Source organism: Pseudofrankia saprophytica (assembly GCF_000235425.2).
GTDB lineage: Bacteria > Actinomycetota > Actinomycetes > Frankiales > Frankiaceae > Pseudofrankia > Pseudofrankia saprophytica.
Genome location: NZ_KI912267.1, coordinates 212,620 through 225,528 on the forward strand (window position 1 = coordinate 212,620; position 12,909 = coordinate 225,528).

Genomic DNA, 12,909 nt, shown 5'->3' on the forward strand with positions numbered 1-12,909 from the left:
GCCCGCTGGCGGGGTGCCCGCCGGGCGGCCGCCGTCCTCACGGTTGGGGTGACCACCGTGACACCCCGGTCCGCCCGTCCGCTACGCACCGGCACCGCCCCGGACGGCCTGCGGCGGCCCGCGGCGCGAAACACAAGGGAAAGCCCCCCGATGTCACCGGACCGTCACGCCGGTCGGGAATGCTCGGCGTCATGTCGTACCTCCTCCGCCTGCTTCTGCCCGACCGACCCGGCGCGCTGGGGGCTGTCGCGACAGCGCTGGGACGGGTCGGGATCGACATCGTCAGCCTCGCGGTCGTCGAGCGGTCGACGGACGGCGCTGTGGACGACCTGCTGGTGCTGCTACCGCCGGGTGGCCTCGCGGACGGCGTGCTGACGGCGGCCCAGTCGGTACCGGGCGTCCGGGTGGAGTCGCTGCGCCCCTACCTCGCCAGCGGTGGCGGGGTCAGCGACGACCTGGACCTCGTGGACGCGCTCACCGACCGCCCCCGGGACGCCCCCGCCGTGCTCGCCGAGCTGGTCGCCGGCGTCTTCCATGCCGACTGGGCGATGCTGCTCGAGCAGGTCGCTCCGGGCGACGTGCGGATCAGGGAGTCCTCCGTCGGCGCTCCCGCGCTCGGCGTCGACGACTACGCCAGCCCGCCGCGCGCGACCCGGCCGGTGCCCTGGCTGCCGCTCGCCGAGGCCCGCGAGATCGACCCCGACGAGGGCGGCCTGCCGGCCCGCTGGGCCGAGCGTGGCATGGAGCTGGCCGCCGCCCCGGTCGGCTGCCCCGAGCTGGTCATCCTCGTCGGCCGTCCCGGCGGCCCGAAGTTCCGCTCCTCCGAGATAGCCCGCCTGGCCCACCTCGCCGGCATAACCGCGTCTCTGACCCGCCGCCCCGCCCTGTAGCGCGATCATTTCGTCACCGTCGCCCGGAGCCTGACGATCTCCAGCGCGGCCGCGACGTCCAGGAGGTTCTCCGCCAGGGGACGAGGCAGGAGCTGGTCGGCCCGGGCGAGGCGGCGCAGAACCGTGTTGCGGTGGGTGTAGAGGCGCTCGGCGGCGCGGGAGGCGTTGAACTGCTCACGCACATAGGTCGAGACCGTGTCGCGGATCTCGGCGTCGGCACTCGCGAGCGGGCCGAGGGCATCACCCACGAACTCGTCGGCGAGCGCGGGATCGACGGTCATGAGCGCGACGAGCTGGACGTCCTGGAACCGGGTGACCGGCTGGCGCGCGGTGATCCTGGCCAGCATCCGCTGGGTGGTCGCCGCGTCCAGGTGGCTGCGGCGGAATCCGTCGAGATCCCGGCCGCCACGGCCGATCGCGATCCTGACGCCGCTCAGGGTCCGCAGCCGGGACTCGAGCTGCGCGCTCGGAGGTATCTCGTCGACGGGGAGCCAGACCCACAGGGCGGCGACGCTCGCGACGACCGTCAGCCGTCGGGTCGCGCCGCCGGCACGCATGAGGGCCTCGGCCGCGGCCTCGAGGTCCGCGCTCACGCCGGAGCCCAGCGCCTGGCCGTCGCCCGGCGCGGTGGCCCAGACGATGGCGGCGGTCTGCGGCCCGGCGAGGCCGTAGCCAAGCTGGGTCTCGGCGTGTCGCCTGGCGAGCGGAGCGCCTTCGAGAAGGAGGGTCACGGTCGCCATCCGCTCCGCGTGGCTGCCACGGGTGAGCTCGTCACGTTCGGCCTCGACCTGCGCGGAGACGGCCTCGACGGTGTCGTCGACGAACGTGGAGATGGAGAGGGCCGAGATGTCGAGCAGGGCCTGGAGCTCCTCGCGGTCCGAGGTGAGCTCGAAGCAGATGTCCATCCAGAGGCGCCAGGCGGCGCTCTGGGAGGTGCGGTACGAGTCGAGCGCGCTGCGGTCCAGCCCGCGCCGCACCAGGTCCCTGGCCAGTTCCATCGCCTCCGGGCCGAGGTAGGGCGGCACCCGCTCGGTGGGCCGCTGGACGTTCGAGGCCGCCCACTGCCGCAGATTGGCCGCGTTCGCCCGGGCGGTGGCCTCCGCGAGGGCGGGATCGGCGGCGACCGTCCGTCTCCCCAGGCCACCGAGCGACGCCGCGTTGAGCTGGGCGAGCGCTTCCGGCGCCGGCGACAGCACCGTCTCGGCGCCTCGGCGCATCAGCTCACGCACGCGATCGGAGGGCACCGGCCACGACGGCTTCATGCGGGCAGTCTGCACCATAGAATGCCCAAAACCGAGGCAGATCGCGCTGGCCTTCCAGGCTCCCGCCGACGCACGGTGGCCAATGTCGCAGTCGTGTCCTGAGCGGAGCCACCATGCAGAGCCCAGCCGAGCCAGCCGAGATGGAGAGCCTCGACGTCCTGATCATCGGAGCGGGCGTGTCGGGCATCGGCGCCGGTCGCTACCTGCGGACCGAGCACCCCGCCAAGAGCTTCGCGATCCTGGAGGCCCGCGCGTCCCTGGGGGGAACGTGGGACCTCTTCCGCTATCCCGGCATCCGCTCCGACTCGGACCTGCACACCTTCGGCTACGAGTTCAAGCCGTGGCTGGACAAGGAGTCGATCGCCGACGCGCCGCGCATCCTCGACTACCTGCGCGAGGCGGCGGACGAGAACGGTCTCGGGCCGCGCATCCGGTACAACCACCGCGTCGTGCGGGCCACCTGGTCCTCGCCGACGGCTCGCTGGACGGTGGAGGCCGAGCGCCGCCTGACTCAGGACGGGCCGGCCGAGCGCGTGTCGTTCCGTGCCCGCTGGATCTTCGCCGCCACCGGGTACTACCGGTACGACGAGGGCTACACCCCGGTCTTCGAGGGCCGGGACCGATTCGCGGGCGAGATCGTCCACCCGCAGACCTGGCCCGACGACCTCGACTACGCGGGCAGGCGCGTCGTCGTGATCGGGAGCGGGGCCACGGCGGTCACGCTGGTGCCGGCACTGCTCCGGAGCGAGGGCGCGGGCGCTGGCGCGGCCGCGCACGTGACGCTCCTGCAGCGCACGCCCACGTACATCCTGCCCGTGCCCCGCGTGGACCGGACCGCGATCCGTCTTCGCAAGGTCTTCGGAGAAAGGCGCGGCCACGCCCTCACCCGGCGCAAGAACATCGCCCGTCAACGCCTGATCTGGGTTTTCTGCCAGAGATACCCGGCCATCGCGCGGCGCGTGATCCGGTACCTCAACCGCAGGGCGCTGCCACCTGGCTTCGATCTCGACACGCATTTCAACCCGCCGTACAACCCCTGGGACCAGCGCGTGTGCGTGGCGCCCAACCGCGATCTCTACCGCGCGCTCGCGGCCGGGAAGGCCTCGATGGTGACCGACCAGATCGCGTCGTTCACCGAGACGGGCATTCTCCTGCGGTCGGGCGAGGAACTGCCCGCGGACATCATCGTGACCGCGACGGGTCTCAACATCCAGGTCCTTGGCGGCGCCCAGCTGGAGGTCGACGGAAAGCCGATCTCGTTCCGAGAGACGGTCGTATACCGGGGGCTGATGCTCAGCGGCGTCCCGAATCTCGCGCTCGCCGTCGGATACACGAACTCGTCGTGGACCCTGAAGATCAGTCTGCTGTGCGAGTACTTCTGCCGGCTGCTCTCCCACATGGACGAGCACGGCTTCGACACCGCCTGCGCCGTGGCGGACCCCGAGATGGCCACCCGCCCGCTGCTGGACTTCGGTGCTGGCTACGTGCAGCGCGCGCTCGGCAGCCTGCCGCGCCAGGGACCGCGTGCTCCCTGGGTGATGTCCAGCAACTACCACGACGACAGGAAGCTGATCCGTCGCGGACCGATCGCCGACGAGCAGCTCCGGTTCACGCGCGCCGCCGAGGGCGGCGCGACCGGCAGCTCCGCGAACGACACGGCCACCGACCTTCGCCAGGAAGCCGGCACATGACCCCCGCATCCACCACATCCACCGCATCCCCGCTCCGCGGCAAGGTCTCCGTCGTCACCGGCGCCGGCTCTGGAATCGGCCGGTCCCTGGCACTCGCGATCGCGCGGCGGGGTGGTCGGCTCTCGGTCTGCGACGTCAACGCGGACGGGCTCGCGGAAACCGTCGAGGCGGTTCGGGCGCTCGGGGCCGAAATCCACTCGCTCCCCGTCGACGTGGCCGACCGCGCGGCGGTGATCGGGTACGCCAAGGAGGTCCGCGCCCATTTCGGGGTCGTCCACCAGCTGTACAACAACGCCGGAATCGCCAGCGGCGGCGGGTTCCTCGAGACCGACTACGAGCTGTTCGACAGGGTGCTCGCCGTCAACCTCTCCGGGGTCGTCTCCTGCACCAAGGAGTTCCTTCCGCACCTCATCGAGTCAGGCGACGGTCACCTCGTCAACGTCTCCAGTCTGAACGGGTTCCTGGCACAGCAGTTCCTCGGCGCCTACTGCACGTCCAAGTTCGCGGTCCGCGGCTTCACCGAGTCGGTCCGCGCCGAGATGCTGAGCCTCGGCCACCCCGTGCGGGTCACCGTCGTGCACCCCGGCGGTGTCGCCACCAACATCGCGCGTTCGGCGGCCGCGCCGGCGTCGTTCACCGCCGACGAGCTCGACCTCTTCCGCGCCCGGCAGCTCGTCTACGAGCGGAAGCTGCTCAAGATGCCGCCAGACAAGGCGGCGGAAATCATCATCCACGGCGTCGAGCGCGGCAGGAAACGCATCCTGGTCGGTTCCGACGCGCGCACCCTGGACCGCGTCGTCCGGCTCCTGCCGACCGCCTACCTCAACCTGCTCGTCCGCGCCGAGCGCATCCTCGCCCGCTGAGCCGCCCGCCCGCATGGCGCCCGGCTCATACCTGGCTACCAGTTAGAGGCTGTTCGGTTTCGGACCGACACCGACCACGTCCACGATCCCCTCGGTCCCCTTGAAGTCGTCCGGGTTGGCTGTATAGAGGGGGAGCTGATTGCTCACGGCGGTTGCGGCAATCATCAGATCGACGGCACGTTTGCGTGGCTCGCGCCCTGCCGCACGGACCGCGGCACAGAGCTGGCCGTAGATCCTGGCCGCGCTCTGGTCGTACGGAAGCGGGTCGAAGGTGGCTTCCACGTGCTGCAACAGTCCAACCCGTCCAGCCCGCCTCATCGGATCTTCTGTCGCGTGCGGGCCGAACGAAAGTTCTCCGAGCGTTATCGCCGTAATCAGGATCCTGTCGGGAAGCTCCGCGGCGTCATAGCGCGAGAGCGCGGCGATGACGTTCGTGTCCACGACCGCGGCCTCGTGGACCGTCACAGCCCGGTCCCCTCGAACGGATCGCGCCCGCTCTGATCAAGAGCCTCCTCCAGGTCGGCGCGTAGCTCGACCGGGTCGACGACCGGGGCTGTCGCGAAGATCGCGAGGACCTCCTCCTTGGGAACCGCGCGTCGGCGGCGAACCGGAATGATCTCCGCCAGCGGTTCGCCGTTCAGCGTCAGCGTGTAGGCGCTTCCCTGTCGCAGCCCACGGGTGACGGCCCCGGAATCGGCCACGAACTGGCGAACACTGATGACTTTGGTTCGCTCATCGAGAGGCGCCATCTCCCAAGGGTAGCCCGCACGTACTACGCCGTACCACGGTCGAGCGCGGGCTATCGCCGCGCGGCAAACCTCACCGTCTCCGACGAGACCTCTCAGCGGCACGCCCCGCACCCCATGCCGCGACACACCCGCCCCTACCCGATCAGACACTGTCTACTCAGACAGTACCAGTGCGAGCGACCGAAGATCGGCGCATCTCCGCCCGTTGGCGTGATCGCCGGTTGCGCCCTCTGGCGGTCGTGGAACGCCGGCAGTTACGACCACCCAAGGGCCCAAAACACGATCATGATCACGACGGAACGAGGCCGACCTTGCGAGAGGCAGCTACTCCGCGGCCACGGGGGTCTCCGCGACCTCAAGAGCCTTCTCGGCGTCGAGGGCTTCGGCGCCGGCTGGGGCCTCGCCGATGGTGGCGAGGGCCTGGGCGGCTTCGGGGCCGCTCTCGAGGAGGGCGGCGAAGCCGGGGCCGTCGAGGATGGGGACCTTCAGCGAGAGGGCCTTGTCGTACTTGGTGCCCGCGTTCTCGCCGGCGATGACGAAGCTGGTCTTCTTGCTGACCGAACCGCTCACCTTGCCGCCGAGGTTCTGGACCGCCTCGGTCGCGGAGTCACGGGTCCAGCCCTCCAGACTGCCGGTGATGACGACCGTGACGCCGGCGAGCGGGCGCGGCCCATCGTCGGCGCCGTCGTCCGCGACGGTGACGCCCCCGGCGCGCAGCCGCTCCAGCAGGTCGACATGCCCCGGGTCGGCGAACCAGTCGACGGCGGCGGCGGCGATAGTCGGGCCCACGCCGTCGACGACGGCCAGCTCCTCGAGCGAGGCCGCCCGGATCGCGTCGACCGAGCGCAGCTCCCTGGCGAGCGCCTGGGCGGCGGCCGGGCCGACGTGCCGGATCGACAGGCCGACCAGCAGCCGCCACAGCGGGCGGTGCCGGGCCGCCTCGATCCCCTTGAGGATCTGCTCGACCTTCTTGCCGGGCACGGGCTGGCGCAGCGCCGTCTTGCCGTCCGGGCCCTTCACCGGCTTCCCGTCCGGGCCGCGGACCGTCTCCAGCCGCTCGAACAGCGGCAGGCCGGCGAACGACGCCTCGGTCAGGTGGAACACGTCGGCGATGTCCTTGATCCGCCCGGCCTCGATCAGGTCGATCGCGCTCTCCCCGCCGAGGCCGTCGATGTCGAGGGCGCCGCGGGAGGCGAGGTGGATGATCGCCTCCCGGCGCTGGGCGGGGCAGGCGACCGTGTTCGGGCAGCGGGTGTCGGCCTCGCCCTCGGGGCGGACCAGCTCGGTGCCGCACTCGGGGCAGTGCGTCGGGAAGACGAACTCGCGCTCGGTGCCGTCCCGCAGGTCGACGACCGGGCCGAGGACCTCGGGGATGACGTCACCCGCCTTGCGAAGAATGATCATGTCGCCGATGAGGACGCCTTTGGCCTTCACCTGGTCGGCGTTGTGCAGGGTGGCAAGGCCGACGGTGGAGCCGGCGACCACGACGGGCTCCAGGACGGCGAACGGGGTGACCCGGCCGGTGCGACCGACGTTGACCTCGATCGACTTCAGCCGGGTCGTCACCTCCTCCGGCGGGTACTTGTAGGCGATCGCCCAGCGCGGCGCCTTCGACGTGGCCCCGAGCCGGCCCTGGAGCGTGAAGTCGTCGACCTTGACGACGACGCCGTCGATCTCGTGCTCGACGTCGTGGCGGTGCTCGCCCCACTCGCGGATGTACCCGAGCACCTCGTCGATCGAGCCGAGGACGCGGTAGCGCGGCGAGACGGGCAGCCCCAGCTGGGCGAACGCCTCGTAGGCCGCCGACTGCGAGGGCACGTCGAAGCCGCGGTGGGCGCCGATGCCGTGCACGTACATCGCCAGCCCGCGCGTCGCCGTGACCTGCGGGTCCTTCTGCCGCAGCGAGCCGGCGGCGGTGTTGCGCGGATTGGCGTACAGCTCCTTGCCCGCGGCGGCGCGCGACGCGTTCAGCGCCTCGAAGGCCGCGACGGGAAAGAACACCTCGCCGCGGACCTCGAGCAGCGCCGGCACCTTCGACCCGCGCAGCCGGGCCGGCACGCTCGCGAGCGTGCGGATGTTGGCGGTGATGTCCTCCCCCACCCGCCCGTCGCCGCGGGTCGCGGCGCGCACCAGCACGCCGTCCTCGTAGACGAGGTCGACGGCCAGCCCGTCGATCTTCAACTCGCACAGCCAGGCGTCGACCGGCGCCTCCCGGGTGGCCCTCGTCGCCCAGGCCTGGAACTCGTCCTCGTCGAACGCGTTGTCGAGCGACAACAGCCGCTCCAGGTGCGTCACCGGCTCGAACAGGTCCGACGGGGTCTCGGTGACCTTCTGGGTCGGCGAGTCCGGCGTGCGCAGCGCGGGGTGGCGCTCCTCGAGGGCGACGAGCTCGCGGTAGAGCGTGTCGTACTGCGCGTCCGGAACGGTCGGCTGGGCGAGCACGTAGTACTGGTAGGCGTACTCGTCGAGCAGCCGGGTCAGCTCCGCGGCCCGCGCCCTGGCCTCGGCCGGGATCTCGGCCGCGCCCCCCCGGACCCCGCCGGCGGCGACCTCGTCCTCCTCGGCGCCGGTCGGCGCCGCCGCCTCGGCCGCGCTCATTCCGGCGACTCCACCAGCACCCGGGCCGCGGCCCGGCAGTGCCGCATTGCCAGGCGGGCATATCGCTCACTCGCGCCGGCGAGTCCACAGGTGGGAGTCACGGCGACCACCTCCGCGAGCAGTTCGGGACGGAATCCGAGCCGGCGCCACAGCGCCCGGACCGGGTCAACCGTACGACCCGGGTCCGACAGTTCCGGTCCGCCCCGGTCCGCCCCGCCGCCGTCTCCCTCCCAGCCGTCGCCGCCATCGACCTCGGTGTCCTCCCCGCCGCCAAGCAGCCCGAGCCGCCCGGCGGCGCCGCGCGCCGTGTTAGGCGCGGACGCCCTGGCCCCCGCGGCGGCCGCGACCACCGCCCGCCGGCGCAGTTCGCTGCCGGCCGTCGCGTCCGCGGCGACCCCGGCCGACGGGGATGGCGGTGGCGACGCGCCCGGCTGGTCGGTCGACGGGACGACCCCCATCAGGAGGCGCATCCCGGCCTCCACCGCCTCGCCGATGACCTCGTCCGCCTTCTGGGGGAGCAGCGTGGCGTCCAGGCTGACGAACTGGGCGCCCGCGCTGCGCAGCAGCTTCAGCGGCACGTCCGGCGCGCAGCAGTGCACGCCGGCCCCGACCACCCCGTCCACCCCGCGCGCGGCCGCCAGCACCAGGGCGATCCGTTCGGCGGCGGGGCCCTCCTCGACGGCGCGCACCACGGAGAACCCGCTCGGCGTGCGGACCCTGCCGGCGATCACGGCCGGTAGCGTCGGCTCGTCGAGCTGCACGAGCAGCCGGGCGCCCGGCACCCGCCGGGCGATGGTGGTGAGCATCTCCGCGAGCCCGGCGGCGAGCGACTCGGCCAGGTCGCGGGTCGCGCCCGGGTCCGACAGCGCCTTGTGCCCGCGGGTCAGCTCGACGCCGGCCGCGAGCGTCCACGGCCCGGCGACGGCGATCTTGAGCGGGCCGGCGTACCCCTGCGCCGCCTCCTCGAGCGCGTCCAGGTCGTGCTCGACCAGGCCGCGCGCCCGGCGGTGGTCCATGCCTATCCGGGGCACCAGCCGCCAGCCGGACGGCTGAAGGTCCACCGGCAGGTCCAGCGCGATCACGGCCGCCCGGCCCAGCATGTCCCCGCCGGGACCACGACCCGGCAGCTCGACCAGATGCGGCAGGTCCGGCAGCTCGTCGAACACCAGTTTCGCGGCCGCCAGCGGATCGATTCCCGGCAGCGACCCGACCCCCGTCGCCGCCCCCGCGGGCCACAGCGCCGTCTCGGCCGTCCCGCCATCAGTCGTCATGAGATCCACGCTATGTCTACGGTTCGCTCCGTGCGGGCACGGCGCTCCGTCTCTGGTTCGCTCCGTGCGGGCACCGCGCTCCGGCCCCTCACTCGCTTCGCTCCCAAGGGACCTCCGCGCGGTGTCCTCCTCCGCGAACGTGCGCTCCGGCGACCTCCGCTGCGGCACCCCTACGTCGCTTCGCTCGTAGGGATGCCTCCGCGGAGGCGCGCCTCCGCGCCGCACGGTCACCTTTCGCTTGACCGCGTGAGAGAGCAGGTCAGGCCTGGTCTGGTGGGCCACTTCGCTGCGCTCGTGGGGTGGCCTTCGTGCCTGATCGGTGGCTCACACAGGATCTAGCTCCGGATCGACCCGGTCTTGGACTCGTGTCGTTTAAACGGGTAGCAAACCAAGCTGGCACTGAGGCCACCCCACGAGCGAAGCGACGTGGCTCCATCGGGACTTGCTGTGGTTTCGCAACGTTCAAGCGGGTCGCAACCGAGCTGGCGCGGAGGCGCGCCTCCGCGGAGGCCCGGCCACCGAGCGAAGCGAAGGTGGTTGGGCCGCAGCGGAGGTCGCCGGAGCGCACGTGAGCGGAGGAGGACACGGCGCGGAGGTCCCGTGGGAGCGAAGCGAGTACGGGGCCGGAGCGCCGTGCCCGCACGGAGCGAACCAGTTATGCAGTGCGCAGGATGTGGCCGCCGCCTAGGACTCGGTCGCCGTCGTAGAGGACTACGGCCTGGCCGGCGGCGGTGCCGCGGACCGGCTCGCGCAGGTGGACGGCCAGCTCGCCGTCGCGGGCGGTGACGGTGGCTGGCACGGCGTCACCGTGCGCGCGCACCTGGGCGGCGCAGTCGACCTCGACGCCGTCCTCATGCGGCCAGACGGCGGCGTCGGCGGCGAGCCGCCAGACGTCGAGAGCCTCGGCCGGGCCGACGGTCACCGCCCGGGTCACCGGGGAGATGCCGAGCACGTAGCGGGGGCGGCCGTCGGGCGCCGGGCGGCCGAGGCGCAGGCCGCGGCGCTGGCCGACGGTGAACGCGAACGCGCCGTCATGCTCACCGAGCGTCTCGCCGGTCGCGGCGTCCACGATCGGGCCGGGCTGGGAGCCGAGCCGGTCCCGCAGCCAGGCGCCGGTGTCGCCGGACGGGACGAAGCAGATGTCATGGCTGTCCGGCTTGTCCGCGACGCCGAGCCCGCGGGCGGCGGCCTCGGCCCGCACCAGCTCCTTGGTGGTGTCCCCCAGCGGGAACATCGCCCGGCGCAGCTGCTCGGGGCGCAGCGTGCCGAGCACGTAGGACTGGTCCTTGGCCGGGTCGACCGAGCGGCGCAGCACGCCGTCGGCGGACAGCTGGGCGTGGTGACCGGTCACGACGGCGTCGAAGCCGAGCGCGAGCGCGCGGCGCAGGACGGCGGAGAACTTGATCCGCTCGTTGCACCGCACGCACGGGTTCGGGGTGGCACCCGCGGCGTAGGCCGCGACGAAGTCCTCGATGACGTCGGTCTCGAACCGGTCGGCGAGGTCCCACACGTAGAACGGGATGCCGAGCACGTCGGCGGCGCGGCGCGCGTCGTGGGCGTCCTCGACCGTGCAGCAGCCGCGGGCGCCGGTGCGCTGCGCGTCCGGGGAGCGCGACAGCGCCAGGTGGACCCCGGTGACGTCATGGCCGGCGTCGACGGCGCGGGCGGCGGCGACCGCCGAGTCGACCCCGCCCGACATCGCGGCGAGCACCCGCATCACGCCACCTCCCCGGTGTCTCCCTGAATCGGCCGTGCCGATCCGCGTCCGGCCGCGTCCGTCGATCGCGTCGCCTTCCAGCATGCCTGAGCAGGCAACCGGTTTGCGAACCCGCGAACGTCGCCCTCACCGCCGCCGGACCGTCAGGAACCGCCCAGGCCCGCCAGCTCGCCGGCTCGGCTGGCGCGTTCGTAGACCGGGGCCATCGCGTCGGCGACCGCGGCGACGTCGGCCTCTGTCGACGTGTGCCCCAACGAGAAACGCAGCGACCCGCGCGCGTTGTCATCACCCGCGCCCATCGCCAGCAGCACGTGCGAAGGGCGGGCCACCCCGGAGGTGCAGGCGGAGCCGGTCGAGCACTCGATGCCGCGGGCGTCGAGCAGCATGAGCAGCGAGTCGCCCTCGCAGCCGGGGAAGCTCAGATGGGCGTTGCCGGGCAGGCGGCCCGGGCCCGGCGGCGCGCCGTTGAGCACCGCCGTGGGGACCTTGGCCAGCACCTGGCGGATGAGCTCGTCGCGCAGCGCGGCGAGGCGCGGCGCCTCGGCCGGCAGGTCACGGACGGCCGCGACGGCCGCCGCGGCGAAGGCAGCGGCGCCGGCGGTGTCGAGGGTGCCGGAGCGCACGTCGCGCTCCTGCCCGCCCCCATGGGTGAGCGCGGTGACGGTGAGGCCCCGGCGCAGCACCAGGGCGCCGACCCCGACCGGACCCCCGATCTTGTGGGCGGTCACCGTCATCGCGTCGACGCCGGAATCTGCGAACGAGACCGGTACCTGTCCGAAGGCCTGCACGGCGTCGGTGTGGAAGGGAATGCCGCGGGCCTGGCAGGCCGCGGCGAGCTCCGCGATCGGCTGCACCGTCCCGACCTCGTTGTTCGCCCACATCACCGACACGAGGGCGACGTCGTCCGGGCCGTCGGGCCCGGCGGTGAGCGCCGCCAGGAGCGTCTCGGGCCTGACCAGCCCGGTCTCGTCCACCGGCAGCGGCTCGACGACCGCGCCCTGCGCCTGCCCGAGCCAGTGCGCCGGGTCGAGCACGGCGTGGTGCTCGACCGCGCTGACCAGCACCCGGCGCCGGCGCGGGTCGGCTGCCCGGCGGGCCCAGTACAGGCCCTTCAGGGCGAGGTTGTCGCTCTCCGTCCCGCCACCGGTGAAGATCAGCTCGGACGGCCGGCAGCCGAGCTGGGCGGCCAGCGACTCACGCGACTCCTCGACGACCCGGCGCGCCCGCCGCCCGCCCGCGTGCAGGGACGACGGGTTGCCCGCGACGGCGTGCGCCGCGGTGAACGCGGCGAGCGCCTCCGGTCGCATCGGCGTCGTCGCCGCGTGGTCGAGGTAGTTCACAACTCAACAGGTTAGCCGCGGTCGCCCGGCCGCCCACGCCGTCGGCCACCCGCCCGGGGACGGCTGGCCGGCAGCAGCGGACACGCGGTCCGAGCCCGCGCGCAGCCCCACCAGACGCCCAGGCTGTAGGCGGCGTCGTCGGCGAACCGGAGCAGCACATACGGCAGGAATCCGACATCGGGCCGGGTGACCCACCAGTCCCTCGCGGCCGGGACGGCGACGGACAGGGCGAGCACGCGGCGACCCGGCCGGCCCGTGGCCAGCACCGGCCACCAGCCGCGCCGGACGTTGTCGGCCGCGGCCTCCAGCGCGTACCGGCGCCCGGCGATCACCATCACCCAGGCGAGCCGGGTGGGCCGCGGCGCCGCGGCCAGGCGCCGCGCGAGCCGAACCGCCGTGACCACGCTCCGGATCGCCGTGACCGCCGCGACCACGCAGGCCACCTCGCGGCGACGGACGACGCGCCATCGCGGTCGCGGCGCGCCGGTGAACGGGAGGGCTGACACCGCCGTGGCCATCGCGTTTGCC

Annotated in this window: 10 protein-coding genes and 1 pseudogene; 3 read left to right on the plus strand and 8 right to left on the minus strand. The window is 73.1% G+C overall.

Annotated features, from left to right (window positions below):
* The first annotated feature begins 191 nt into the window (after positions 1-191).
* On the plus strand, positions 192-890 hold the full coding sequence (locus FRCN3DRAFT_RS0235450; protein WP_007516326.1) for an ACT domain-containing protein: 699 nt from the start codon (positions 192-194) through the stop codon (positions 888-890).
* A 5-nt stretch (positions 891-895) separates the two neighbouring features.
* Here the strand turns inward: FRCN3DRAFT_RS0235450 and FRCN3DRAFT_RS0235455 are convergent, their stop codons facing one another.
* Positions 896-2,152 carry a PucR family transcriptional regulator gene (locus FRCN3DRAFT_RS0235455; protein ID WP_198536196.1) on the minus strand — a complete coding sequence of 419 codons (1,257 nt, stop codon included), beginning with the start codon at positions 2,150-2,152 and terminating at the stop codon, positions 896-898.
* A 113-nt stretch (positions 2,153-2,265) separates the two neighbouring features.
* Here FRCN3DRAFT_RS0235455 and FRCN3DRAFT_RS0235460 point away from each other — a divergent pair, with 113 nt between their 5' ends.
* On the plus strand, positions 2,266-3,843 hold the full coding sequence (locus FRCN3DRAFT_RS0235460; RefSeq protein ID WP_007516324.1) for a flavin-containing monooxygenase: 1,578 nt from the start codon (positions 2,266-2,268) through the stop codon (positions 3,841-3,843).
* On the plus strand, positions 3,840-4,706 hold the full coding sequence (locus tag FRCN3DRAFT_RS0235465) for an SDR family NAD(P)-dependent oxidoreductase (RefSeq protein ID WP_007516323.1): 867 nt from the start codon (positions 3,840-3,842) through the stop codon (positions 4,704-4,706). The genes FRCN3DRAFT_RS0235460 and FRCN3DRAFT_RS0235465 overlap by 4 nt, the downstream gene beginning before the upstream one ends.
* A gap of 42 nt (positions 4,707-4,748) precedes the next feature.
* On the opposite strand, the gene FRCN3DRAFT_RS0235470 is transcribed toward FRCN3DRAFT_RS0235465, so the two are convergent.
* The 7 genes and pseudogenes from FRCN3DRAFT_RS0235470 to FRCN3DRAFT_RS0235500 form a co-directional block, all read right to left on the minus strand.
* Positions 4,749-5,171, minus strand: coding sequence for a type II toxin-antitoxin system VapC family toxin (locus FRCN3DRAFT_RS0235470; RefSeq protein ID WP_007516322.1), 423 nt, complete (start codon positions 5,169-5,171; stop codon positions 4,749-4,751).
* Positions 5,168-5,455, minus strand: coding sequence for a hypothetical protein (locus tag FRCN3DRAFT_RS0235475; protein WP_007516321.1), 288 nt, complete (start codon positions 5,453-5,455; stop codon positions 5,168-5,170). Before FRCN3DRAFT_RS0235475 ends, FRCN3DRAFT_RS0235470 begins: the two co-directional genes overlap by 4 nt.
* A gap of 324 nt (positions 5,456-5,779) precedes the next feature.
* The gene (gene ligA / locus FRCN3DRAFT_RS0235480; RefSeq protein ID WP_007516320.1) at positions 5,780-8,053 is read right to left on the minus strand and encodes an NAD-dependent DNA ligase LigA; all 2,274 of its coding nucleotides are present in this window, start codon (positions 8,051-8,053) and stop codon (positions 5,780-5,782) included.
* The gene (locus tag FRCN3DRAFT_RS0235485; protein ID WP_007516319.1) at positions 8,050-9,324 is read right to left on the minus strand and encodes a uroporphyrinogen decarboxylase/cobalamine-independent methonine synthase family protein; all 1,275 of its coding nucleotides are present in this window, start codon (positions 9,322-9,324) and stop codon (positions 8,050-8,052) included. Before FRCN3DRAFT_RS0235485 ends, ligA begins: the two co-directional genes overlap by 4 nt.
* Before the next feature lie 655 nt (positions 9,325-9,979).
* Positions 9,980-11,041 (minus strand): tRNA 2-thiouridine(34) synthase MnmA, encoded by a 1,062-nt coding sequence (gene mnmA, locus FRCN3DRAFT_RS0235490; RefSeq protein WP_007516317.1) that lies wholly within the window; start codon positions 11,039-11,041, stop codon positions 9,980-9,982.
* Positions 11,042-11,184: 143 nt separating this feature from the next.
* Positions 11,185-12,381: a cysteine desulfurase family protein gene (locus tag FRCN3DRAFT_RS0235495; protein ID WP_007516316.1), complete on the minus strand. Its 1,197-nt coding sequence runs from the start codon at positions 12,379-12,381 to the stop codon at positions 11,185-11,187.
* 11 nt (positions 12,382-12,392) lie between these two features.
* Positions 12,393-12,909: pseudogene (locus FRCN3DRAFT_RS0235500) on the minus strand (mycofactocin biosynthesis glycosyltransferase MftF); the annotation flags it as partial.